The organism is Ferrimonas sp. YFM (assembly GCF_030296015.1).
GTDB lineage: Bacteria > Pseudomonadota > Gammaproteobacteria > Enterobacterales > Shewanellaceae > Ferrimonas.
The window spans coordinates 3,820,221-3,842,069 of sequence record NZ_AP027368.1 but is presented as its reverse complement, the minus strand read 5'-3'; the positions used below and the strand labels follow the sequence as shown (position 1 = coordinate 3,842,069).

The 21,849-nt window shown below is 58.9% G+C and carries 27 protein-coding genes; 20 read left to right on the top strand and 7 right to left on the bottom strand.

Annotated elements, in window-relative coordinates:
- Positions 1-119: 119 nt before the first annotated feature.
- The 3 genes from QUE41_RS17720 to QUE41_RS17710 all read right to left on the bottom strand — a co-directional run bounded on the left by QUE41_RS17720 (position 120) and on the right by QUE41_RS17710 (position 2,890).
- Positions 120-413, bottom strand: a complete 294-nt coding sequence (locus QUE41_RS17720; protein WP_136851182.1) for an integration host factor subunit alpha — start codon at positions 411-413, stop codon at positions 120-122.
- 91 nt (positions 414-504) lie between these two features.
- Positions 505-1,218 (bottom strand): two-component system response regulator BtsR, encoded by a 714-nt coding sequence (gene btsR, locus QUE41_RS17715; protein ID WP_286340305.1) that lies wholly within the window; start codon positions 1,216-1,218, stop codon positions 505-507.
- A complete protein-coding gene (locus QUE41_RS17710; protein ID WP_286342965.1) occupies positions 1,196-2,890 on the bottom strand; it encodes a sensor histidine kinase in 1,695 nt (564 codons plus the stop codon). Before QUE41_RS17710 ends, btsR begins: the two co-directional genes overlap by 23 nt.
- Before the next feature lie 111 nt (positions 2,891-3,001).
- Between QUE41_RS17710 and QUE41_RS17705 the strand changes: the two genes are divergently transcribed.
- Positions 3,002-3,244, top strand: a complete 243-nt coding sequence (locus tag QUE41_RS17705) for a YecH family metal-binding protein (protein ID WP_286340304.1) — start codon at positions 3,002-3,004, stop codon at positions 3,242-3,244.
- A gap of 59 nt (positions 3,245-3,303) precedes the next feature.
- Here the strand turns inward: QUE41_RS17705 and QUE41_RS17700 are convergent, their stop codons facing one another.
- Positions 3,304-3,720, bottom strand: coding sequence for a phosphate-starvation-inducible protein PsiE (locus QUE41_RS17700; RefSeq protein WP_286340303.1), 417 nt, complete (start codon positions 3,718-3,720; stop codon positions 3,304-3,306).
- Positions 3,721-3,903: 183 nt separating this feature from the next.
- On the opposite strand from QUE41_RS17700, the gene QUE41_RS17695 reads away from it, so the two are divergent.
- Positions 3,904-4,668 (top strand): hypothetical protein, encoded by a 765-nt coding sequence (locus tag QUE41_RS17695; protein WP_286340302.1) that lies wholly within the window; start codon positions 3,904-3,906, stop codon positions 4,666-4,668.
- Here QUE41_RS17695 and QUE41_RS17690 read toward each other — a convergent pair whose 3' ends face one another.
- Both QUE41_RS17690 and suhB read right to left on the bottom strand, forming a co-directional pair.
- Positions 4,669-5,013 carry a metalloregulator ArsR/SmtB family transcription factor gene (locus QUE41_RS17690; RefSeq protein WP_286340301.1) on the bottom strand — a complete coding sequence of 115 codons (345 nt, stop codon included), beginning with the start codon at positions 5,011-5,013 and terminating at the stop codon, positions 4,669-4,671.
- Positions 5,014-5,271: 258 nt separating this feature from the next.
- Entirely contained in the window at positions 5,272-6,075 is an 804-nt protein-coding gene (suhB, locus tag QUE41_RS17685) for an inositol-1-monophosphatase (RefSeq protein ID WP_286340300.1), read from the bottom strand.
- Between the two features lie 159 nt (positions 6,076-6,234).
- Between suhB and trmJ the strand changes: the two genes are divergently transcribed.
- The 14 genes from trmJ to ndk all read left to right on the top strand — a co-directional run bounded on the left by trmJ (position 6,235) and on the right by ndk (position 16,552).
- Positions 6,235-6,960 carry a tRNA (cytosine(32)/uridine(32)-2'-O)-methyltransferase TrmJ gene (trmJ, locus tag QUE41_RS17680; protein WP_286340299.1) on the top strand — a complete coding sequence of 242 codons (726 nt, stop codon included), beginning with the start codon at positions 6,235-6,237 and terminating at the stop codon, positions 6,958-6,960.
- 8 nt (positions 6,961-6,968) lie between these two features.
- On the top strand, positions 6,969-7,784 hold the full coding sequence (cysE, locus tag QUE41_RS17675) for a serine O-acetyltransferase (protein ID WP_286340298.1): 816 nt from the start codon (positions 6,969-6,971) through the stop codon (positions 7,782-7,784).
- Between the two features lie 153 nt (positions 7,785-7,937).
- On the top strand, positions 7,938-8,396 hold the full coding sequence (iscR, locus tag QUE41_RS17670; RefSeq protein ID WP_028110949.1) for a Fe-S cluster assembly transcriptional regulator IscR: 459 nt from the start codon (positions 7,938-7,940) through the stop codon (positions 8,394-8,396).
- Positions 8,397-8,470: 74 nt separating this feature from the next.
- Positions 8,471-9,685: an IscS subfamily cysteine desulfurase gene (locus QUE41_RS17665; protein ID WP_286340297.1), complete on the top strand. Its 1,215-nt coding sequence runs from the start codon at positions 8,471-8,473 to the stop codon at positions 9,683-9,685.
- A gap of 66 nt (positions 9,686-9,751) precedes the next feature.
- Positions 9,752-10,138 (top strand): Fe-S cluster assembly scaffold IscU, encoded by a 387-nt coding sequence (iscU, locus tag QUE41_RS17660; protein WP_028110947.1) that lies wholly within the window; start codon positions 9,752-9,754, stop codon positions 10,136-10,138.
- A gap of 11 nt (positions 10,139-10,149) precedes the next feature.
- The gene (iscA, locus tag QUE41_RS17655) at positions 10,150-10,473 is read left to right on the top strand and encodes an iron-sulfur cluster assembly protein IscA (RefSeq protein WP_028110946.1); all 324 of its coding nucleotides are present in this window, start codon (positions 10,150-10,152) and stop codon (positions 10,471-10,473) included.
- A gap of 46 nt (positions 10,474-10,519) precedes the next feature.
- Complete coding sequence (gene hscB / locus QUE41_RS17650) at positions 10,520-11,035, top strand: co-chaperone HscB (protein WP_286340296.1); 516 nt, start codon at positions 10,520-10,522, stop codon at positions 11,033-11,035.
- 18 nt (positions 11,036-11,053) lie between these two features.
- Positions 11,054-12,904: a Fe-S protein assembly chaperone HscA gene (hscA, locus tag QUE41_RS17645; RefSeq protein WP_286340295.1), complete on the top strand. Its 1,851-nt coding sequence runs from the start codon at positions 11,054-11,056 to the stop codon at positions 12,902-12,904.
- An 8-nt stretch (positions 12,905-12,912) separates the two neighbouring features.
- Entirely contained in the window at positions 12,913-13,251 is a 339-nt protein-coding gene (fdx, locus tag QUE41_RS17640; protein WP_286340294.1) for an ISC system 2Fe-2S type ferredoxin, read from the top strand.
- A gap of 19 nt (positions 13,252-13,270) precedes the next feature.
- Positions 13,271-13,471 carry a Fe-S cluster assembly protein IscX gene (iscX, locus tag QUE41_RS17635; protein WP_028110942.1) on the top strand — a complete coding sequence of 67 codons (201 nt, stop codon included), beginning with the start codon at positions 13,271-13,273 and terminating at the stop codon, positions 13,469-13,471.
- A 216-nt stretch (positions 13,472-13,687) separates the two neighbouring features.
- Entirely contained in the window at positions 13,688-14,029 is a 342-nt protein-coding gene (gene hypA, locus QUE41_RS17630) for a hydrogenase maturation nickel metallochaperone HypA (RefSeq protein WP_286340293.1), read from the top strand.
- Between the two features lie 2 nt (positions 14,030-14,031).
- Positions 14,032-15,210 carry a hydrogenase nickel incorporation protein HypB gene (hypB, locus tag QUE41_RS17625; RefSeq protein ID WP_286340292.1) on the top strand — a complete coding sequence of 393 codons (1,179 nt, stop codon included), beginning with the start codon at positions 14,032-14,034 and terminating at the stop codon, positions 15,208-15,210.
- A 337-nt stretch (positions 15,211-15,547) separates the two neighbouring features.
- Positions 15,548-16,003: a hypothetical protein gene (locus tag QUE41_RS17620; RefSeq protein ID WP_286340291.1), complete on the top strand. Its 456-nt coding sequence runs from the start codon at positions 15,548-15,550 to the stop codon at positions 16,001-16,003.
- 117 nt (positions 16,004-16,120) lie between these two features.
- The gene (ndk, locus tag QUE41_RS17615; protein ID WP_286340290.1) at positions 16,121-16,552 is read left to right on the top strand and encodes a nucleoside-diphosphate kinase; all 432 of its coding nucleotides are present in this window, start codon (positions 16,121-16,123) and stop codon (positions 16,550-16,552) included.
- A 68-nt stretch (positions 16,553-16,620) separates the two neighbouring features.
- On the opposite strand, the gene QUE41_RS17610 is transcribed toward ndk, so the two are convergent.
- The gene (locus tag QUE41_RS17610; protein WP_286340289.1) at positions 16,621-17,676 is read right to left on the bottom strand and encodes a CNNM domain-containing protein; all 1,056 of its coding nucleotides are present in this window, start codon (positions 17,674-17,676) and stop codon (positions 16,621-16,623) included.
- Between the two features lie 156 nt (positions 17,677-17,832).
- On the opposite strand from QUE41_RS17610, the gene rlmN reads away from it, so the two are divergent.
- Genes rlmN through ispG form a run of 4 tightly spaced genes read left to right on the top strand, consistent with a single transcriptional unit; the run spans position 17,833 to position 21,849 of the window.
- Positions 17,833-18,951, top strand: a complete 1,119-nt coding sequence (gene rlmN, locus QUE41_RS17605) for a dual-specificity RNA methyltransferase RlmN (protein ID WP_286340288.1) — start codon at positions 17,833-17,835, stop codon at positions 18,949-18,951.
- A 29-nt stretch (positions 18,952-18,980) separates the two neighbouring features.
- The gene (gene pilW, locus QUE41_RS17600) at positions 18,981-19,754 is read left to right on the top strand and encodes a type IV pilus biogenesis/stability protein PilW (RefSeq protein ID WP_286340287.1); all 774 of its coding nucleotides are present in this window, start codon (positions 18,981-18,983) and stop codon (positions 19,752-19,754) included.
- Positions 19,751-20,725, top strand: coding sequence for a RodZ domain-containing protein (locus QUE41_RS17595; RefSeq protein WP_286340286.1), 975 nt, complete (start codon positions 19,751-19,753; stop codon positions 20,723-20,725). Before pilW ends, QUE41_RS17595 begins: the two co-directional genes overlap by 4 nt.
- Positions 20,726-20,733: 8 nt before the next feature.
- The gene (ispG, locus tag QUE41_RS17590; protein WP_286340285.1) at positions 20,734-21,849 is read left to right on the top strand and encodes a flavodoxin-dependent (E)-4-hydroxy-3-methylbut-2-enyl-diphosphate synthase; all 1,116 of its coding nucleotides are present in this window, start codon (positions 20,734-20,736) and stop codon (positions 21,847-21,849) included.

Genomic DNA, 21,849 nt, shown 5'->3' with positions numbered 1-21,849 from the left:
TTAAGCGGTCGTCAGCGCAGTTAAGCGGTCGATATGACCGGTTAACGGAAAAGAGAGGTAATGGAGATGTGATAAGAGTGTGATCAAGGTCATGGGCCGGGAGGACCGGCCCATGGGGATCACTCCGCTTTCAGGGTGGCGACCCGGCCTTTGAGCTTGCCGCCGGCGGCAAAGGTCACCACTCGCCGACCGGAGATCTCGTGCTCTTCGCCGGTCTTGGGGTTGCGACCGGGACGAGGGCTCTTGTCTCTCAGGTGAAACACGCCAAACCCGCTCAGCTTTACCTCTTCGCCGTTTTCAAGGCAGGCCCGGATCTCCTCGAAGAAGGCATCCACCAGATTTTTGGCGTCGTTGGTGGACAGGTTCAGGTTGGTGATCAGGTTCTGCGTCAGCTCGGCTTTGGTCAGGGACATGGGGACACCTCGTTTTGCCAGTCAGTCTTGCCGTGTCGGCGGCTAAAATAAGTGTAGTGACTGATTTGCAAAGGTGCCTAATAAATCACAACTATTGAAAGCCAAGCGTCTGTTTGAGTGCTTTGAGGTAGCGTCTGCTGACCGGAATGGTGCGTCCTCCCCGGGTGTGGATCTCACCATTGCCCCCCTCCTGAATTTCGATCTCGGCGATGGCAGTGGGGTGGATCAGGTACTGCCTGTGACAGCGAAGCAGGGGGGTGCGGCTCTCCAGAACCTTGAGGGTCAGCTGGGTGTGGATCACCTCATCGGTGCTGGCCACGTGAACGCCTCCCAGGTCGGAGAAGGCGAACTCCACCTCTTCCACCTTCAGCACCTTGAGGATCGAACCTGTGTAACAGGGCACCAGGGTGAGCTGCTCCGGCATCATGGCGCTGAGATCCTGGGGCTCCTGGGCCCGGCGCACTCGCTCCAGGCATTTCTCCAGCCGCTCGGTCTCTATGGGTTTGAGCAGGTAGTCGAAAGCGTTGTTCTCAAACGCCTTAACCGCGTATTCGTCGTAGGCGGTGACGAACACCACCTTGGGGGTGTTGTCCGGATCCAGCATCGCCAGCATCTCCATGCCGCTGATCTTGGGCATGGAGATGTCCAGAAACACCAGGTCCGGCTTGTGTTTGTGGATGGCGGCGATCCCCTCCACCGCGTTGGCGCACTGCTCCAGGACCTGCACATCCGGGTAGTGGGCCAGCAGGCTGGCCAGCTCTTCCCGGGCCAGGGGTTCATCGTCAATCAGCAGGGTGGTAATCATCACTGTGTTCCACGGCAGGCAGGGTCACGGTCACCTTAGTATAGTGCTGGGGGCGACACTGGACGCTGATGCCAAACTGTTGTCCATATTGTGCTTTTATTCGTTTATCCACCAGGTTCATCCCCAGTCCGCTGCTGTCGGGATTCTCCTTGTAGGCGCCGGCATTGTCCTCCACGGTGAGGATCAGCTGCTCCCCCTCCCGGTGGGCACCAATCTCGATTTTACCCGGTTCAAACAGGTTGGCGATACCGTGTTTCACCGCGTTCTCCACCAGTGGCTGCAGGGTAAAGGTGGGCAGCCTCAGGTGAAGCACATTGTGTTCTATCTCATGATTGATGGAGAGCCGGTCGCCGAAGCGGGCCTTTTCCACCTCCAGATAGGCATCGATATGTGCCAGCTCATCTTTGAGGGTCACCACCCCGGTGCCGCGTTTCAGGTTGCCGCGGAGGAAGGTGGCCAGGTTCTGAATCAGTTCCCGGGCGCGGTTGGAGTCGATGCGGGTCACCGCCGCCACCGTATTGAGGGCGTTGAACAGGAAGTGGGGGTTCACCTGGGCCTGCAGCAGCTTCAGTTCCGCCTGGGTCAGCAGGTTGCTCTGATGCTGATAGCGGCCGTGGAGGATCTGGTTGGAGAGCAGCTTGGCGATCCCCTCTCCCAGGGTGCGGTTGATGTTGAGGAACAGCTTGTTCTTGGCTTCGTACAGCTTGATGGTGCCGATCACCTCGTTTTCGCCCCTCAGAGGGATCACCAGGCTGGATCCCAGGGGACAGTTTTTGGAGACGGAGCAGTGATACCTCAACTGCAGTCCATCGGCGTACATCACCCGGTCACTGCGGATCGCCTCCATGGTGATCTCCGAGGAGATGGGGGTATTGGGCAGGTGGTGGTCCGAGCCTATGCCGATGAAGGCCAGCAGTTTCTCCCGGTCGGTGATCGCCACCGCACCCACCTGGGTCTCCTCATAGACGATGCGGGCCACCTGCTTGGTGGTGGTGGCATTGAACCCCTGACTGAGGATCCCCACGGTGCGTTCGGCGATCTTCAGTGCCTTGGCGGAGAACACCGAGGACATCTTCTCCACCATTACCCTCTGGTCCCGCAGCATGCTCATGAACATGGCGGCGCCGACGCTGTTGACCAGCAACATGGGCGGCGCGATCACCTGCACCAGCTGCCAGGCATCGGTGAAGGGACGGGCTACAAGCAGGATGATGATCATCTGCAGCACCTCGGCCCAGAGGGCGACCAGAGCCACCAGGGCAGGGTGAAACAGCTGCTCCAGCTTGCCCTTGCGGATCAGATAGGCGTGCACCAGTCCCGCGGAGAGGCCTTCGCAGGTGGTGGATATGGCACAGGCGACGTCGGTAAAGCCGCCCAGACTGTAGCGGTGCAGGCCGCCGGTCAGGCCCACGGCAAAGCCGGTGATGGGGCCGCCCAGCAGGCCGGAGAGCACGGCGCCCATGGCTCTGGTGTTGGCGATGGCACCATTGGTCTGTTCACCGAAATAGGTGCCCAGGATGCAGAAACAGCTGAACACTCCGTACAGCATCAGCCGGTGGGGCAGGCGATGGGACAGGGTGACCAGGGGTTTGAACACAGGTGTCTTGGTGAAGATGTAGGCGATCACCAGGTAGAGGGACATCTGCTGAGTCAGGTTGAGGATCAGCTGCAGGGCTTCAATGGAGATCATTGCTGCACCCAATTGCTGGAAACCGGATTCAGATCAAAGATAGCTTTTAAAAGGTGCATATAATTTGAATCTTCTGAAATCTGGAGAACCATTATGTCCGAGTCTATCCATGCCCACGAACTTCTCAACCTTATCGGCGAACAGAGCGAGCCGCTGACCCTGGATCAGATCAAGGCCCTGGCTGCTGAGCAGTTCGGTGCCGAGGCCCGGTTCTTCACCTGCCGCCTGGACGATCAGAGCATCGAGCAGATCGTCACCTTCTTCGTCAAGATGGCCAAAGTGGCCCCATCCGGTGAAGGATATGTGCTGAACCGTGGCAATATGTGCAGCCACTGATTCTACGACGATGATTCGAAGAAAAAGGAGGCCTTGGCCTCCTTTTTCTCTATCTGGGTCTATCTCGACGTCCTGTTATGTTCGGTTTCGACGCTGAGATAGGTCTGTCCCACCTTGATCACCACCACGGTGGCGGCCAGCAGGAGCGCAGAGGCTGAGATCGCCAGCACCCGCCAGTCGTCCATCGCCTTCATGTCCAGAATCAGGTAGCGGGCCAGGGCGACGATGCCGATGTAGATGGGCATCCGCACCGGCAGTTGCCCCTCCGCCGCGTACACCGCCACCATGGCCAGCACCTCCAGATAGATGAACAGCAGCAGCAGATCCGCCAGGGCCACATGGCGGTTGGAGATCATCAGCCATACCTCCTGGCCGATGGCCACCAGGGTTGCCAGGGTGATGATGATCAGAATCAGGTGTTCAAACAGGGCGATGGTGGGCAGTCCAAACGATTTGTACAGTCTGTGCATGGGCACTCTCCAGGGGCAATCCGTGGCTCCCTACGGTCGATAGGGGCATTCTGTGGTTCCCTACAGTCTATAGTTCCAAAAATAAAACTGCATTGTTATCAATGTGATCTGTTTCACAACTGCTTCTTGGCATTTCTTGCTGGTCTGCTATTCTGGCGCCCTCTTTCCCCTGTTTTCACGGCTCCTATGATGTTGTTGGTTGCCAAGGTTCTGGCGGCAGTGATCGCCGTAGTGGGTTTGGCCTGGATTGCCGAACGCAGTGGTCCCCGTTTGGCCGGGGTCCTGTCCGGTTACCCTCTGGGCACCGCCATAGTGCTGTTCTTCTACGGTGTGGAGCACGGCCCCGAATTTGCGGCCGAAGCGGCTCTTTATGGTCAACTGGGGCTGGCGGCCACCACAGGCTACTGCCTGGTGTATACCCTGAGCGCCCAAGGCGCCGAGGCCAAGGCCTGGCGACCCATGGGAGTGGCCATTCTGGCCCTGGTGAGCTTTGCCCTGCTGGCGCAATCCATGCCGCCCATAGGCGCCGCAGGGGCGCTGGTGGCCGCCGCCGTGGCACTGCTTGCCATTCGAATTACCCGCAGAGTGCCGGAGCCGGAGTTTGTGGCGGTGAAAGCGGGGCCGATGATGATCTGGGGCAGGGCGCTGTTGGCGGCGGTGATCGTAGTGGTGATCACGGCGCTGGCACACTGGCTGCCTCAGAGCCTGGCCGGGGTGATGGCGGCCTTCCCGGTTACCCTGTTCCCATTGATGCTGTTGCTGCAACTGGAGTATGGCAACCGGCCGGTGGCGGTGTTGGCCAAGCATTATCCCTTTGGGGTGGGCAGCCTGATTGTGTATGGCCTGTCGGTCTGGGTGAGTTACCCCATGCTGGGTGTCCTTCTGGGCACCCTGGCCTCCTTTGCGGCCGCGACCCTTTATCTGGTGGTGTTTCTCAAGTGGCGGGGACGCTGATCAGTTGGTGCAGCGACCCGGACGGTAGGTCATCGCCTGCAAGCGGTCACTGTCCGCCTGGTAGAGGTCAGCCAGGGCCTGGGCATTGCCCAGTTCGGCCAGCAGCGGGCTGAGCCACTCGGGCAGGTCCTCGGACAGGGAGTAGTAGACCCACTGCCCCTGGCGGCGGTCCTTCAGCAGTCCCTGACTGCGCAGGCTGGCCAGGTGGCGGGAGATCTTCGGCTGGCTTTCATCCAGGGCTTCAACCAGTTCACAGACACACAGCTCACCTTTGCGGACCAGCAGCAACACGCAGCGCAGCCGGGTTTCATCACTGAGCAGTTTGAAAAACAGATGTGGATTCACGGGTACCTCGGTTTATTGGCGATCATGGGTTGTCTCCCACTTGTGGCCGGGTGTGCTAATTCGAAAATCGATAGATCTCAGCAGCTTTCCCTGAAGATTTCCATGGCTGAAATCAACAGAAATTGCGTATTTAGCGTCATTTGCATCCATTTGTGAAAGAAAAGGTGAGCAGATGGAAGAAAAATGTAGACGGGATCCCAGTTTCAGGCAGCAAAAAGGGGAAGCCATTGGCTTCCCCTTTTCCGTTCTTCACTGAAATCAGCGCTTGAGGGCGTCATTCAGGTGAGGACGCATGGCGGACAGCAGACCGGCGGTCACCTTGGGGGCGCCAGCGACGATGTTGCCGCTCTTCAGCTGGTTGTGGCCACCGACAAAGTCGGTGACGATGCCACCGGCTTCCTTCACCAGCAGTTCGCCTGCGGCGATGTCCCAGGGCTTGAGGCCAATCTCGAAGAATCCGTCCACGCGGCCGGCCGCCACATAGGCCAGATCCAGGGCGGCGGAGCCGGTGCGGCGGAAGTCGGCGGCGTCTTCCCAGATACCGGCCAGCATGTTCAGGTAGCTTTCGCTGTGCTGACGGCTCTTGAAGGGGAAGCCGGTGGCGATCACTGTGCCGGTCAGGTTACGGGCGCCGCTGTTGCGGATGCGGTAACCGTTCAGCTGGGCGCCGGCACCACGGGTGGCGGTGAACAGTTCATTGCGGATGGGATCGAATACCACGGCCTGTTCCACCTTGCCCTTGATCTGCAGAGCAATGGATACGGAGAAGTGGGGCAGACCCTTAACGAAGTTGGTGGTGCCATCCAGGGGGTCGATGATCCATTGGAACTCCGCGTGCTCACCTTCGATGGTGCCACACTCTTCGCCGATGATGGTGTGCTTAGGATAGGACTTCTTGATGGTGGCCACGATGGCCGCCTCGGCGTCACGGTCTACCTTGGTGACGTAGTCATTGATGCCTTTCAGTTCGGCTTCAACCTTGTCCTGCTCAGAAAACGCGCGTGCAATAACCTCTCCGCCGGCGCGTGCAGCGCGAACGGCGATATTCAGCATCGGATGCATATCGATACCCCTGGATGTAAAAGAACGGAAACCCCTGTGGGTTGGGGCGCGGATTTTAGCAAAGATGATCTATATATAAAAGCAACAAATGTTTCTAAAGTGGCACATTAGCCTGTGATAGCATATTGGCCCTCTTCGTTTACCTAAGTAATCAACCGGATGCTAGAGAATATCCGCATTATCCTGGTGGGCACCTCCCACCCGGGCAATATTGGTTCCGCCGCCAGGGCGATGAAAACCATGGGCCTGTCCCAGCTGATGCTGGTGGCCCCAAGAGTGGAGCCGGACGGCAAGTCTGTGGCACTGGCCGCCGGTGCCGTGGATGTGTTGAAGAACATCAAGACCGTGGACACCCTGGAGGAGGCGATTGCCGACTGCTCCCTGGCCATCGGCACCTCGGCCCGCCGCCGCGGCCTGGACTGGCCCCAGCTGGATGCCCGCCAGGCGGGAGAGAAGCTTGCGCTGGAGGGGCGAACCGGTCCTGTGGCCCTGGTGTTTGGCCGTGAGAATCATGGCCTGACCAATGAGGAGCTGCAGTTGTGTCACTTCCACGTCAACATTCCAGCCAATCCGGAGTACTCCAGCCTCAACCTGGCCCAGGCGGTACAGCTGCTCTGTTATGAGGTGCGAATGAAGCACCTGAGCCTGCTGGCCAAGCCCGAGCCTGAAGAGGCGTACCCCAATGGCGAGCAGCTGGAAGGTTTCTATCAGCACCTGGAGTCTGCCCTGACCCACACCGGGTTTATCCGCAAAAACCACCCTGGTCAGGTGATGGCCAAGTTGCGCAGACTGTTTAACCGGGCCCGGCCCGAGTCTCAGGAGTTGAATATCCTGCGAGGCGTCCTCACATCTATAGAGAGAACTGACTCCACCAACAAAGAGTAATGGCAAACATGGGAATACGTGCGCGTCTTAAGGAAGACATTGCTTCCATCTATCACAGAGATCCGGCGGCCAACAGTGCCTTCGAGATTCTGACCAACTATCCCGGCATGCATGCGATCTGGCTTCACCGGATCTCCCATAAACTCTGGTGTCGCAACTGGAAACTGACCTCTCGGCTTCTCTCCACCTTCTCCCGCTGGGCCACGGGGGTGGAGATCCACCCCGGCGCCCGCATCGGTCGCCGCTTCTTCATTGACCACGGCATGGGGGTGGTGATCGGCGAGACCGCTGAGATTGGCGATGACGTGACCCTGTACCACGGCGTGACTCTGGGGGGCACCAGCTGGAACGCCGGCAAGCGTCACCCCACCCTGCACGACAATGTGGTGGTGGGCGCCGGCGCCAAGATCCTCGGCCCCCTGGACATCGGTGAGGGGGCCCGGGTGGGCTCCAACTCTGTGGTGATCAAGGATGTGGAGCCAGGCACTACCATGATCGGCATTCCCGCTCGATCCGTGCTCAGCAAGGCGGAGCGGGAGAAGGAGCACAGACGCAGCCATCTGGCCAGGAAGTATGGCTTCGATGCCTACGCGGTGTCTCCGGACAACCCGGATCCCGTGGCCAGTGCCATCGGTTCCATGCTGGATCATATGCACCTGATGGATGCCCGAATGATGGAGATCTGTCAGGCGCTCAAGGAGCAGGGCTGCACCATAGAAACCAAGGAGCTGCCACAGCTCAATGTCACCGCTTTTGTTGAAGCAGAGCAAGAAGCGGCAGATACCCGTCGAAAAGAGCACGAAAGATTTGATCCAGGTATTTGAATCCGACTTGCGAATAGGGTTAAATGCCCCAGCTGGATGCTGGGGTATTCCTCTCCACTAATCGAAAATCCCGGTTAAAGCTGCCAGAATAATACTTGAGTAATTTACTCGGGTATATGGTATAGTGGTAGCGTTGCATGAAAGGGACAGGTTATGAGATTGACATCCAAAGGCCGCTACGCGGTCACCGCCATACTCGATGTGGCTCTGCACTCCGCCGACGGGCCGGTGCCGCTGGCTGACATCTCCGAGCGACAAGGCATCTCTCTGTCGTACCTGGAGCAGTTGTTCGCCAAGCTGCGTAAAAACGGTTTGGTCAGCAGTGTACGTGGCCCGGGCGGCGGCTACCTGCTGGGGCAGGACCCTGCCGACATCGCCGTGGGCATGGTGGTGCACGCCGTGGACGAGTCCGTGGACGCCACACGCTGTCACGGTAAGAGCAATTGCCAGAGCGGCGCCCGCTGCCTGACCCACTCCCTGTGGGGTGACCTCAGCGACCGCATTGCAGGATTTCTGAACGGCATCAGCCTGGCTGATCTGATGTCGAGCCATGACGTAAAGGTGGTCTCCGTACGTCAGGAAACACAACAAGCCAAAGCTCACGCACAGTAAAGGTTTTGGCGCTTGCGCCATGATGTAACTAACCGCCGGCACCATGTTCTAGCCGGCTCAAGTCGGAGAAGGTAATGAAGCTTCCGATCTATTTTGATTACTCCGCCACCACTCCGGTTGACCCTCGTGTCGCCGAGAAGATGGTTCAGTACATGACACTGGACGGCATGTTCGGTAACCCCGCGTCCCGCTCGCACAAGTTTGGCTGGCAGGCCGAAGAGGCGGTAGACATTGCCCGCAACCAGGTGGCGGATCTGATCAACGCCGATCCCCGCGAGATCGTCTTCACCTCAGGTGCCACCGAGTCCGACAACCTGGCCATCAAAGGTGTGGCGCACTTCTACAACAAGAAGGGCAAGCACATCATCACCAGCAAGACCGAGCACAAAGCGGTGCTGGACACCTGTCGCCAGCTGGAGCGCGAAGGCTATGAGGTGACCTACCTGGAGCCTGAGAGCAACGGCATCATCCCGCTGAGCCGCTTCGAAGAAGCGATGCGCGATGACACCATCCTGGTCTCCATCATGCACGTCAACAACGAGATTGGCGTCATCCACGACATCGCCGCCATCGGTGAACTGTGCCGCAGCAAAGGCATTCTGCTGCACGTGGATGCGGCCCAGAGCGCCGGCAAGCTGCCCATCGACGTGAAGGCGATGAAGGTGGACATGATCTCCATCTCCGCCCACAAGATGTACGGCCCCAAGGGCGTCGGTGCCCTCTATGTGCGTCGTAAGCCCCGGGTTCGCCTGGAAGCCCAGATGCACGGTGGCGGCCATGAGCGTGGCATGCGCTCCGGCACCCTGGCGACTCACCAGCTGGTGGGCCTGGGCGAAGCCTGCCGCCTCGCCAAAGAGGAGATGGGTGCCGAGGCTGAGCGTATGCGCGTGCTGCGTGATCGTCTGCTGAACGGCATCAAGGACATTGAAGAGGTGTACATCAACGGCGATCTGGAACAGCGTCTGGTCTCCAACCTCAACATCAGCTTTAACTTCGTTGAGGGTGAGTCTCTGATGATGGCCCTGAGCGATCTGGCGGTGTCTTCCGGTTCCGCCTGTACCTCTGCCAGCCTGGAACCCAGCTATGTGCTGCGTGCCCTGGGCATGACTGACGAGCTGGCCCACAGTTCCATCCGTTTCTCCATCGGCCGCTTTACCACCGAGGAGGAGATCGACTACGCCATCGACAAGATCCGTGGCGCCATCGGCAAACTGCGTGAGATGTCTCCCCTGTGGGAGATGCACAAAGACGGTATCGACCTGTCCACCGTCGAGTGGGCGGCTCACTGATAGAGACACAACGAGGGACCGGCCGCGACCGGTTCCCGACGAGAGTTAGGAATTTGGAGCGTAATCATGGCATACAGTGAAAAGGTCATTGACCACTACGAAAACCCCCGCAACGTGGGTTCTTTCGACAAGAACGACCCCAATGTCGCCACCGGCATGGTTGGCGCACCGGCTTGCGGTGACGTGATGAAGCTGCAACTGAAGGTGGACGACGAAGGCGTTATCGAAGATGCCAAGTTCAAAACCTACGGCTGCGGCAGCGCCATCGCCTCCTCCTCCCTGGTCACCGAATGGGTGAAGGGTAAGACCCTGGAGGAAGCGGCGTCTATCAAGAACACCGAGATCGCCGAAGAGTTGGCCCTGCCTCCCGTGAAGATCCACTGTTCTATTCTGGCTGAGGACGCCATCAAGGCGGCCATCGCCGATTACAACAGCAAGCAAGGCAAAGAGTAACGGGAGTTTCTATGGCCATCTCCATGACCGACGCCGCCGCCGACCGGGTGAAGCAGTTTCTGGCCAACCGCGGGCGGGGCATCGGCCTGCGCCTGGGCCTGAAGACCTCCGGCTGCTCCGGACTGGCCTACGTTATCGAGTTCGTTGATGAACTCAATCCAGACGATGAAGTGTTCGAAGACAAGGGAGTCAACGTGATCATCGATGCCAAGAGCCTGATCTATCTTGAGGGTGTGGAGCTGGATTTCGTCAAGGAGGGCCTGAACGAAGGCTTTAAGTTCAATAACCCCAACGCCCAGGGTGAGTGTGGCTGCGGAGAGAGCTTTACTGTTTGATGCCTGGGGCCCGATCGGGCCCATTTGTCAGGTGCAGGGGATATTGATGAACTACTTCGAGTTGTTCGACCTTCCGGTGGCGTTCCAGGTGGACGCCACACTGCTAAGCGGCCGCTATCGCGAGCTTCAGCGTGCCGTCCATCCGGATAACTTTGCCGACGCCTCCGAGCGGGATCGCCTGATGGCGGTGCAGAAAGCGGCAGAGATCAACGACGCTTTCCAAACCCTGAAAGAGCCCGTGGCCCGTGCCCAGTATATGCTGAAACTCGGCGGTATTGAGCTGCAGGGTGAGACCCAGACCATCCGTGACACCGGCTTCCTGATGGAGCAGATGATGCTCAGGGAGACCCTGGAAGAGGTGGAGGAGTCCTCCGACGTCGAGAGTGCGGCGATGGATTTCGCCGACGATCTCGGTCAACGCACCCGTGCCCTGATGCAGCAGCTGGAGTCTCAGCTGGGCGATCAGCAGTGGCCGGAAGCCGCAGACTCGGTGCGCAAACTAAAATTTATGAAGAAGCTGGAGGAGGAGCTGGCGCAGCTGGAAGACCGGTTGCTGGCCTGATGCTTCACATCACTGATTATGGCGTTACTGCAAATTGCTGAACCCGGCCAGATGGCCGCCCCTCACCAGCACAAGCTGGCGGTGGGAATCGATCTCGGAACCACAAACTCTCTGGTGGCTGCGGTGCGCAGCGGTCAGGCTGAAACTCTGCCCGACCCCCAGGGGCGTCATCGCATGCCCTCGGTGGTGCGTTACCTGGAGCAGGGGGTGGAGACCGGTGAGTCTGCCAAGGCCCTGGCCAGTGAGGATCCACAGAACACCATCATCTCGGTGAAACGCTTCATGGGGCGCTCCCTGGACGATATCCAGAGCCGTTACCCCAAACTGCCCTACGACCTGGAAGCTTCAGACAACGGCCTGCCGCTGTTTCTGACCCGCGCCGGTCGGGTCAATCCGGTTCAGGTCTCCTCCGAAGTGCTCAAGCCACTGATTGCCCGGGCCGAAGAGACTCTGGGCGGGGAGCTGTCCGGGGCGGTGATCACCGTGCCCGCCTACTTCGATGATGCCCAGCGTCAGGGCACCAAAGATGCCGCCGAACTGGTGGGCATCAAGGTGCTGCGCCTGCTGAATGAACCCACTGCTGCCGCCATCGCCTATGGCCTGGACTCCGGCCAGGAGGGGGTGATCGCCGTCTACGATCTCGGTGGCGGTACCTTCGACATCTCCATCCTTCGCCTCAATCAGGGGGTGTTCGAGGTGTTGGCCACCGGCGGCGATTCCGCCCTTGGGGGCGACGACTTCGACCACCTTCTGGCGGATCACCTGGCTGATCTGGCTGGACTGTCCGACCCGGACGCCAGCCTGCGCCGACAGCTGCAGAGCGAGGCCTGCCGGGTGAAAGAGGCGCTCACCGGCGCCGACAGCGTCACCGCCGCCATTGGCGATTGGCAGGGGGAGATCACCCGCAGCCAGTTTGATGCGTTGATCGCCCCTCTGGTCAAGCGCACCCTGATGGCTTGCCGCCGCAGCCTGCGTGATGCCGGCCTGGACAAGGAGGAGGTGCTGGAGGTGGTGATGGTGGGCGGCTCCACCCGGGTTCCCCAGGTACGGGAGCAGGTGGGTGAGTTCTTCGGACGCACTCCGCTGACCAGCATCGACCCGGATCGGGTGGTGGCCATAGGCGCCGCCATTCAGGCGGACATCCTGGTGGGCAACAAGCCGGACTCGGACATGCTGCTGCTGGATGTGGCGCCGCTGTCCCTGGGTCTGGAGACCATGGGTGGACTCACCGAGAAGGTGATTCCCCGCAACACCACCATCCCTGTCGCCCGGGCCCAGGAGTTCACCACCTTCAAAGACGGTCAGACTGCCATGGCCATCCATGTGGTGCAGGGCGAGCGTGAAATGGTGGCGGACTGCCGCTCCCTGGCTCGCTTCGTCCTCAAGGAGATTCCACCCATGGCTGCGGGCACCGCGGTGATCCGGGTGACGTTCCAGGTGGACGCCGATGGCCTGCTGTCGGTGACGGCCCAGGAGAAGACCTCCGGGGTACAGACCTCCATCCAGGTGAAGCCCTCCTTCGGCCTGAGTGAAGGGGAGATCACCCGGATGCTCACCGAGTCGATGACGCACGCCAAAGAGGATATCGCCAAGCGGATGCTCACCGAGCAGCGTATCGAGGCCCAGCGGGTGATCGAAAGCCTCAGCTCCGCCCTGGATGCCGACGGCGACGAACTGCTGCGCCCCGAGCAGCAGCAGGTATTGCGTGACCAGATGGTGGCGCTGAAACAGTTGTGTGAAGGCAACGATGGTCAGGTCATCAAGGACGCCATCGAGGCCCTGGATAAGGCCAGTGCCGAATTTGCCGCACGCCGGATGGATCTGTCCATTCGTCGGGCGCTGTCGGGACAATCGGTTGATAACGTATAAGGTTAGTTATGCCAAAGATTATTTTTCTGCCCAGTGAAGAGCACTGCCCTGAAGGCCTGGAAGCCCAGGCCGATCAGGGAGAGACCATTCTGGACGTGGCCCTGCGCAATGGCATCATCATCGAACATGCCTGCGAGAAGTCCTGCGCCTGTACCACCTGTCATGTGGTGGTTCGCGAGGGCTTCGACTCCCTGGAGGAGAGTGACGAGCTGGAAGACGACATGCTGGATAAGGCCTGGGGTCTGGAGCCGGAGTCCCGCCTTTCCTGTCAGGCCAAGGTCGAAGATGAGGATCTGGTGGTGGATATCCCCAGGTACACCATCAATCAGGTAAGTGAAAACCACTAATCACGCCAAGGAGATAAGCATGGAACTGAAGTGGGTAGACGTGCAGGATATTGCCATCGAGCTGAGCGAGCAGAAGCCCGATGTGGATCCTACGCAGCTGCGCTTCACTGAGCTGCGCCAGTGGGTGATGGATCTGGAGGGGTTTAATGACGACCCTGATCACTGCAACGAGCGTATTCTGGAAGCGATTCAGCAGGCCTGGATAGACGAGGCCGAATAGGCCAGACTGAACAGATAAGGCGGAGCATTGGCTCCGCTTTTTTTATGGGTAAAACTCAGTACTGGCGGGTAACAGCGATGTTATGACCTTTTTTCAATTTTTATGACAAAGGACAATGTTTCGACCCGGGTTCCCTGAGTAACATGGGCTGATAGGGTTGCCTGGGGCAGCCATTAACCAGTAACAGGCCTGCATGGCCTAGAGCGGGAAGGCAAGATGCACGAAATGTCACTGGCCGAAGGGATAGTACAGATCCTGGAAAGTGAGGCCCAGAAACAGCAGTTCACCAAGGTGAAAGAGGTGTGCCTCGAGGTTGGGGAACTGGCCGGGGTTGAACTGGAAGCCCTGGAATTCAGCTTTGATGTGATCACCCGAGACACCCTGGCTGAAGGGTGCAGCCTTTCCATCGAGTCGGTGCCCGGCACCGCCTACTGTTTCGATTGTGCCGTGGAGGTTCCCCTGTCACGGCGTGGGCAGCCCTGCCCCAAATGCAGCGGATACTCCCTGCAGGTAGTGGGCGGCACCCAGATGCGAGTCAAATCATTAGAGGTAGAGTAACCATGTGTACCGTATGCGGCTGTGCCGAAGGCAATGTAAAGATCGAACAGGGTCATAGCCATGACCACGGTCACCACCATCACCACGGGCATGGCCACAGCCATGACCACGGTCATACTCATGAGCATGGCCACAGCCACGCCCACAGCCATGACCACAGCCATGACCACAGCCATGGCCATAGTCATGATCACAGCCATGCTCATGATCATCACCACGGCCATGCTCATCATGCCACGCCTGAGCCGACCATCATCCACCACCATTATCACCATCAGGGTAATGTAGAGCACCACTACCACTACCATATCCAGGGTGAAGCGACTCGACAGCAGAGTCATGGTCACGGCCACAGTCATAGCCATGGACATAGCCACAGCCATGAGCACGGCCATAGCCATGATCATGGCCATTCTCATGACCATGGTCATCACCATCATCATGAAGATAAGGCCGAGGCCTTTGCCCCGGAACATCAGGGCGACAACCTCCATTACGGTCAGGGCCCGGCCCATGCCCATGCGCCTGGCATGTCCCAGGCGCGTATGGTGCAGATTGAGCAGGATATCCTGGGCAAAAACGACGCCATCGCCGCCGAAAACCGCAAGCGCTTTCATCAGGCGAACCAACTGGTGGTGAACCTGGTCTCCAGCCCAGGCTCAGGCAAAACGACCCTGCTGACCGAGACCTGTCGTCGCCTGGCCGATGACAAGGTGGTGGTGATCGAAGGGGATCAGGAGACCGCCAACGATGCAGACCGCATCCGCGAGACCGGTGTTCGTGCCATTCAGGTCAATACCGGCAAGGGGTGTCACCTGGACGCGGCGATGATCGGCTCTGCCTGTGACAGACTGGATCTGGACCAGGGCGAGCTGGTGATCATCGAGAACGTGGGTAACCTGGTGTGCCCGGCGGGCTTCGATCTGGGTGAGCGCCATAAGGTGGCCATTCTGTCCGTCACTGAAGGGGAGGATAAACCCCTCAAGTACCCCGATATGTTTGCCGCCTCCAACCTGATGCTGGTGAACAAGGTGGATCTGCTGCCTCACCTGAACTTCGATGTTCAGGCCTGCATCGACAACGCCCGCAAGGTGAATCCGGACATCCAGGTGATTTGCACCTCAGCCACCACCGGCGAGGGGATGGATGAGTGGATAGACTGGCTGCAGAAGCAGCGTTAAACCCATGAGGTTAAGCCGGCTCGATTGAGCCGGCTTTTTGTTTTTTAGCTGCTTGGTGACAAAATCTGCGCCAGTTCATTTAATAAGCTAATCAAAACTGCCGCTATGTCTCATTGAGGGCAAAAAAAGGTTGTTTTTTTAGCCAGCAAGGAAGTATGTTGTGTAATCGCTGACCAGGCTGTCGGGGCTGTGTGGCGATAAATTGCTCAAACCAAAAATAATTGGGGCGGAAATAACAATGCAACAAGAAGTCCGCAAAACTCACTCTTTTGTTTGTCATTCAGACGGTTCGAATGACGCGTTTCCTGAGTGGAAGTACAAATTTATCCTAAGGAAGTTGGCACTGAAGCGCGGTGAGCGTGTGCTGGTGATCTCCCCCTGTGAAGAGGGGTTTGTCCGGGTACTGGCAAAGCAGGTTGGTGATGCCGGGGCCATCGACATACTGACGGATCACGTCATGAACTCCGCCATGCTAAAGCAGCAATATTCTGATCTTCCTAGTGTTTCTATTCAAGTTCGAGGCCCAGCAGTCAAGCATGTCGCCTATCAGGCGGTGATCTGGCTGGGGGCGATGACCGAATCGGGCAGCGATCTGGCCAGGGAGATTCAGTTCTCCTGGCGCCTGCTGGACAAGTGCGGTCGCCTCCTCCTTGCTCTTCCTCAATCCCATCCGGACTCCAACGCCTCCCTGGACGAAGCCATCGAGATTGGCAATGGCCTGGGATTCGTCAGCCGCATGAAGCGTCGCTGTGATGAGCACTGCATGTGGATCGGTGTCAAATATTTGCGCTAATCGTGATCTCTGAACCGCCCGTAATGATCCTGAACGTGATTTAAGTAGGGATCTTTGGGTGGTTTTGCCTTATAATCCGCGCCAAACAACACACCGACCCTAAATATGGAGAGAAAAATGGCGATTGAACGCACTTTTTCCATCGTTAAGCCTGACGCTGTTGCCAAGAACCTGATCGGCGCCATCTATGGCCGTTTCGAAAATGCTGGCCTGAAGATTGTGGCTTCCAAGATGGTTCACCTGAGCCGCGAACAGGCCGAAGGTTTCTACGCTGAGCACAAGGAACGTCCCTTCTTCGGTGCCCTGGTAGACTTCATGACTTCCGGTCCTATCATGGTTCAGGTTCTGGAAGGTGAGAACGCCGTCCTGGCCAACCGTGAAATCATGGGTGCCACCAACCCTGCCGATGCCGCTCGCGGTACTCTGCGCAGCGATTTCGCCAACTCCATCGATGAGAACGCCGTACACGGCTCCGATGCCCTGGCTTCCGCCGAGCGCGAAATTGCCTACTTCTTCACTCAGGAAGAGATCTGCCCACGCACTCGCTAAGCGTCAGCAGAGATAAAAAAAGCGCCCTAGGGGCGCTTTTTTTGTGCGTTGCCTTTGCCTGACGCGGATCAGGCCGAGTCGTTGTCGCTGAGGGTGATGCCGCGCTGCTTCTTGCGCTGTTCCCACAACTTACGGGCCACATCCTGCATGTCCGCCGCAGGGTCGCTGAACTCGACGATCTCCAGGCCCAGCAGGGATTCGATGATGTCCTCCATGGTCACCAGCCCCAACACACTGCCGTACTCATCCACCACGATGGCGATCTGAACCCGGCGCTTGAGCAGCTGTTCAAACACCGCCATCAGTTTGGTCCCTTCGGGCAGGGCCAGGATGGGGCGCTTGAGGGTGCGCAGAGCCTTATCCGGATTGCTGCGTTCGGCCAGCATCACCTCATTGCGGTGCACGTAACCCACAATGTCGTCCCGCTCCTCGTCGTGCACCGGAATCCGGGTAAAGCGCGCCTCGGACTGCTCGCGGACGAAATCGGCCAGGCTCATGTGCTGGCTGACCGCATGGATCACCGTTCTGGGGGTCATCACGGCGGTCACCGGCACCTCTCTGGCACTGAGCAGCTGCTTGAGGATGTTGGATTCCTTCTCTTCCAGTTCACCGGACTGGTGGCCGATGTCCGCCATGGCAGACATCTCAGCACGGATGTACTGCCCCTGCTCTCCCTTGCCCATCAGCCGGGTCACCTTGAGGGAGAGCCACACCAGGGGCTTGGTCAGGGTCACCATCCAGTTCAGTGCCAGGGACACCGAGGGAGCCAGGGAGCGCCAGTAGTTGGCCCCCAGGGTTTTAGGAATGATCTCGGAGAAGAACAGGATCGCCAGAGTCAGCACCGCAGAGAACAGGCCCAGGAGATCGTCACCGAACACCTTGGCCGCCTGGGCGCCGGCCCCGGCAGCGCCCGCTGTATGGGCTATGGTATTGAGAGTAAGGATCGCCACCAGCGGCGCTTCTACGTCCTCTTTCTGTTTTTCCAGACGGGCGGCCGCCTTGGGATTGCTCTTTTTCAGGTTGGCAATGTAGCTGGGTGTCACACTGAGCAGGGCCGCTTCGAAGACGCTGCACACAAAGGAAACGCCAATGGCGGCAAGAATATAGCTAACTAACAGTATCATTGAGTCAGGTTAGAAACAGTCGTAATGAGCTCCAGTGTATCATGATATGGCTGGATACCGGCTGAACTCCGCGAAACCCCGTCATGGTGGACTTTCGGGGGGATTAGCCTGTACAATTGCGCGCCATTTTCCGGGCTGGAGTCGAGGAGCACTGAGATGACTGACAAGGTCAACCTTTTAAACCTGAATCGCAAAGCGATGCGTGAGTTTTTTGCCGAGTTGGGCGAAAAGCCGTTTCGTGCCGATCAGATGATGAAGTGGATCTATCACTTCGGCCAGGACAACTTTGAAGAGATGACCAACTTCAACAAGGCCCTGCGTGCCAAGTTGAGCCAGGTGGCGGTCATCGAGGCACCTGAGATCGCCGACAGCCAGCACTCCTCAGATGGCACCATCAAGTTTGCCATCGATGTGGGTAACGGCCAGGAGGTGGAGACCGTGTACATCCCTGAAGATGACCGGGCGACCCTGTGTGTCTCCTCTCAGGTGGGCTGTGCCCTGGAGTGCAGCTTCTGCTCTACCGCCCAACAGGGGTTCAACCGTAACCTGACCGTGTCCGAGATCATCGGCCAGGTGTGGCGCGTGGCGACCTACCTGGGTCTCTCCGGGAAAAGCCAGGAGCGCCCCATCTCCAACGTGGTGATGATGGGCATGGGTGAGCCGTTGCTGAACATGACCAATGTGGTGCCCGCCATGGACATCATGCTGGATGATTACGGATTCGGCCTCTCCAAGCGTCGGGTGACCATCTCCACTTCGGGCGTGGTGCCTGCCCTGGACAAGCTGGGTGACCAGATCGATGTGGCCCTGGCCATCAGTCTGCACGCCCCCAACGATGAGCTGCGGGATGAGCTGGTGCCGGTGAACAAGAAGTACAACATCGCCACCTTCCTGGAGTCCGTGCGCGGCTACCTGGGTAAATCTTTTGCCAATAAAGGGCGGGTGACCATCGAATACGTGATGCTGGACCACATCAACGATTCCATGGACCAGGCCCGCGAACTGGCGGAGCTGCTGAAGGATACCCCTTGTAAGATCAATCTGATCCCCTTCAATCCCTTCCCTGGCAGCCCCTATGGCAAGAGCTCCAACTCCCGCATCGACCGTTTCTCCAAGGTGTTGATGGAGAAGGGGTATACCGTTATTGTACGTAAGACCCGAGGCGACGACATCGACGCGGCCTGCGGCCAGTTGGTGGGCGATGTTCGGGACCGCACCAAGCGTATGCTGAAAAAACGCATGCATGGTGAACAAATTTCGGTAAAAATGAGCTAATACACTACTCAAGCTGACAAGGTGTTGGCATGAAGGCATGGATCGCCCTGGGATGTGTTGCCCTGTTAACCGCCTGCGTCACCCAGACCACTCTGGACGGCAGAGAGGTCGCCGACGGTGACCGCAGTCTGGACGCAGCATCCGCAGCTCGGGAACGGGTTGCGCTGGCGGTGGGCTACCTGGAACGAGGCGAAATGGAAGCGGCCAGGCGAAACCTGGAGCGGGCACTCGAGCACGACAGTGGTTCGATGCAGGCTCATCTGACCCTGGCTTATTACTATGAACAGGTGGAGGATCTCCCTGCGGCCAGGGAGACCTATGAGCACCTGCTCAAGCTGCACCCCGACAGTGCCGATGTGCATAACAACTACGGGGTGTTTCTCTGTCGACGGCTGGAGTTCGACGCCTCCGAAGAGCAGTTGCTGGCTGCCATCGCTTCGCCCGGGTACGCGAAACAGGGAAGCAGCTTTGAAAACCTGGCGCGGTGTGCCCTGAAAGTGGGTCGTGAACCCCTTGCGGTTCAATACTTTCATTCGGCATTAAAGTATGATCCTGGTCGTATCGGCTTATGGCTGGAACTGGCAGAATTGGCGTTTCGCCTGCAGGATTATCCCCAAGCCAGGAGTGCTCTGTCCCAATTTCATGGGACAGCGGTCGCCACGGCACCCTCCCTATGGCTGGGAGTGGAGATTGAGCGCCGGGCGCAGCAGTGGCAGGCAGCCAGACAATTTGGCGCCCAGCTGCTGGTGAAATATCCAGATTCGGAACAAGCTAAGGCATACCGGGCAAAGAATTATCAATGAATGACAATCAACAACACCAAGAACAACAAGAAGAAAGTACGGTGATCACCCCAGGGCCCCTGTTGCGGGCCGCCAGGGAGGCCAGCGGCCTGACCACCCAACAGGTGGCTCAGCGTCTCAGCCTGCGCCGCTCTGTGGTTGAGGGGATCGAGAACGACGACTACGAGTCCGGTACCACCACCACCTATCTTCGCGGTTATGTGCGTAACTATGCCCGTCTGGTGGGCGTCAGCGAAAAGCAGATCGCCCTGGCCCTGTCGGCGTTGCCTCACTCCCAGGCCGAAACCAATATGCAGAGTTTCTCCCGTCGCACCTCCAAGCAGCAGCGCGACAGCCGCTGGATGCTGCTGACCTGGGCCATTGTCCTGGCCCTGGTCGGTTTGTTGGTGTGGTGGTGGGTGTCCAAGCCCCAGTCCCTGTTGGAGACCAGCAGCGAGATCTCCCTTCCCTCCATTGTCAGCAGCGAGCCTGAGCGTCGCAGTGCCGCCGAGCTGGTGCCCCAGCCCAGGCCACAGGTGCCGGTAGAGCAGCAGACTGTGGCACAGACTCTGGACGCCTCTCCCGAGGTGACCGAGGCGGACGTACAGGGGGATGCCCAGGAGAGCACCATCGAGGCGCAGCCTGAGCTGACCGGCAGTGAACCTTCTCAACAGTCAGACGCGACTCAAGCTGCCGATGCGGATGAAGTGACGGCAGTGGCAGAGGCTGACGTCGCAGCGCCTGTGGTGGCATTGGATCAGGTCAGCCTGACCCTGACCGGTGATTGCTGGATGCTGCTCAAGGATGCGGACGGCAATACCCTGATGGAGGGGCTTAAGCGCAGCGGTTACCAGACCGCCCTGGAGGGCAAGGCCCCCCTGAAGCTGCGTGTCGGCGCACCTGAAGTGGTGTCCCTGAGCTTTAACGGCAACCCCGTTGATATGTCCGGTTACCGCCCAGGACGGGTGGCGGTAATCACCCTGGCCAATTAAGGTGTCCCATGCAACACGAATCTCCCATTAAGCGTCGCCCCACTCGCCAGGTCATGGTGGGTAATGTGCCCGTGGGTGGCGGAGCCCCCATCTCGGTGCAGTCGATGACCAACACCCGCACCACAGATGTGGATGCCACTGTGGCACAGATTCAAGCCATTGAGCGCGCCGGTGCCGACATCGTCCGGGTCTCCGTACCCACTATGGAGGCGGCCGAGGCGTTCAAGTTGATCAAGGCGCAGACCACCATTCCTCTGGTGGCAGACATCCATTTCGATTACCGCATCGCCCTCAAGGTGGCGGAGTACGGTGCCGACTGCCTGAGGATCAATCCGGGCAACATCGGTAACGAAGAGCGGATCCGGGCGGTGGTGGACGCTGCCCGTGAGCGCAACATCCCCATCCGCATCGGCGTGAATGCCGGGTCCCTGGAGCGTGACATCCAGGAGAAGTATGGTGAGCCTACCCCAGCTGCCCTGGTGGAGTCGGCCATGCGTCACGTCAAGATTTTGCAGGATCTGGACTTCCACAACTTCAAGGTCAGTGTGAAGGCCTCCGATGTCTTCCTGGCGGTGGACGCCTACCGCCTGCTGTCCGACGCCATTGAGCAGCCCATCCACCTGGGGATCACCGAGGCCGGAGGCCAACGCGCCGGCGCGGTGAAGTCCGCCATCGGTCTGGGACTGCTGCTTAACGAAGGGATCGGCGATACCCTGAGGGTATCCCTGGCGGCGGACCCCGTGGAGGAGGTGAAGGTGGGCTTTGATATCCTCAAGAGCCTGCGCATCCGCTCCCGCGGCATCAACTTTATCGCCTGCCCCTCCTGCTCCAGACAGGAGTTCGATGTCATCGGCACCGTCAATGCCCTAGAGCAGCGCCTGGAAGATGTGACCACCGCCCTGGATGTGTCCATCATCGGCTGCGTGGTCAACGGACCCGGTGAAGCCCTGGTGTCGGACCTGGGCCTGGCGGGCAGCAACAGAAAGAGCGGCTTCTATCTCGGCGGTGAACGCCAGAAAGAGCGTCTGGACAACGATCAGCTGGTGGAACTGCTGGAAGAGCGGATTCGCAAGCAGGCTGCCATCAAGGAGCAGCAGATCGCGGTCAAGGAAGTCAAAGAGTAA

Coding starts and splice junctions, on each gene's coding strand:
- QUE41_RS17720 (WP_136851182.1), bottom strand. CDS start 413: ATGTCCCTGACCAAAGCCGAGCTGACGCAGAACCTGATCACCAACCTG.
- btsR (WP_286340305.1), bottom strand. CDS start 1,218: ATGATTACCACCCTGCTGATTGACGATGAACCCCTGGCCCGGGAAGAG.
- QUE41_RS17705 (WP_286340304.1), top strand. CDS start 3,002: ATGTCCGAGTCTATCCATGCCCACGAACTTCTCAACCTTATCGGCGAA.
- QUE41_RS17695 (WP_286340302.1), top strand. CDS start 3,904: ATGTTGTTGGTTGCCAAGGTTCTGGCGGCAGTGATCGCCGTAGTGGGT.
- suhB (WP_286340300.1), bottom strand. CDS start 6,075: ATGCATCCGATGCTGAATATCGCCGTTCGCGCTGCACGCGCCGGCGGA.
- trmJ (WP_286340299.1), top strand. CDS start 6,235: ATGCTAGAGAATATCCGCATTATCCTGGTGGGCACCTCCCACCCGGGC.
- cysE (WP_286340298.1), top strand. CDS start 6,969: ATGGGAATACGTGCGCGTCTTAAGGAAGACATTGCTTCCATCTATCAC.
- iscR (WP_028110949.1), top strand. CDS start 7,938: ATGAGATTGACATCCAAAGGCCGCTACGCGGTCACCGCCATACTCGAT.
- QUE41_RS17665 (WP_286340297.1), top strand. CDS start 8,471: ATGAAGCTTCCGATCTATTTTGATTACTCCGCCACCACTCCGGTTGAC.
- iscU (WP_028110947.1), top strand. CDS start 9,752: ATGGCATACAGTGAAAAGGTCATTGACCACTACGAAAACCCCCGCAAC.
- iscA (WP_028110946.1), top strand. CDS start 10,150: ATGGCCATCTCCATGACCGACGCCGCCGCCGACCGGGTGAAGCAGTTT.
- hscB (WP_286340296.1), top strand. CDS start 10,520: ATGAACTACTTCGAGTTGTTCGACCTTCCGGTGGCGTTCCAGGTGGAC.
- hscA (WP_286340295.1), top strand. CDS start 11,054: ATGGCGTTACTGCAAATTGCTGAACCCGGCCAGATGGCCGCCCCTCAC.
- fdx (WP_286340294.1), top strand. CDS start 12,913: ATGCCAAAGATTATTTTTCTGCCCAGTGAAGAGCACTGCCCTGAAGGC.
- iscX (WP_028110942.1), top strand. CDS start 13,271: ATGGAACTGAAGTGGGTAGACGTGCAGGATATTGCCATCGAGCTGAGC.
- hypA (WP_286340293.1), top strand. CDS start 13,688: ATGCACGAAATGTCACTGGCCGAAGGGATAGTACAGATCCTGGAAAGT.
- hypB (WP_286340292.1), top strand. CDS start 14,032: ATGTGTACCGTATGCGGCTGTGCCGAAGGCAATGTAAAGATCGAACAG.
- ndk (WP_286340290.1), top strand. CDS start 16,121: ATGGCGATTGAACGCACTTTTTCCATCGTTAAGCCTGACGCTGTTGCC.
- QUE41_RS17610 (WP_286340289.1), bottom strand. CDS start 17,676: ATGATACTGTTAGTTAGCTATATTCTTGCCGCCATTGGCGTTTCCTTT.
- rlmN (WP_286340288.1), top strand. CDS start 17,833: ATGACTGACAAGGTCAACCTTTTAAACCTGAATCGCAAAGCGATGCGT.
- pilW (WP_286340287.1), top strand. CDS start 18,981: ATGAAGGCATGGATCGCCCTGGGATGTGTTGCCCTGTTAACCGCCTGC.
- QUE41_RS17595 (WP_286340286.1), top strand. CDS start 19,751: ATGAATGACAATCAACAACACCAAGAACAACAAGAAGAAAGTACGGTG.
- ispG (WP_286340285.1), top strand. CDS start 20,734: ATGCAACACGAATCTCCCATTAAGCGTCGCCCCACTCGCCAGGTCATG.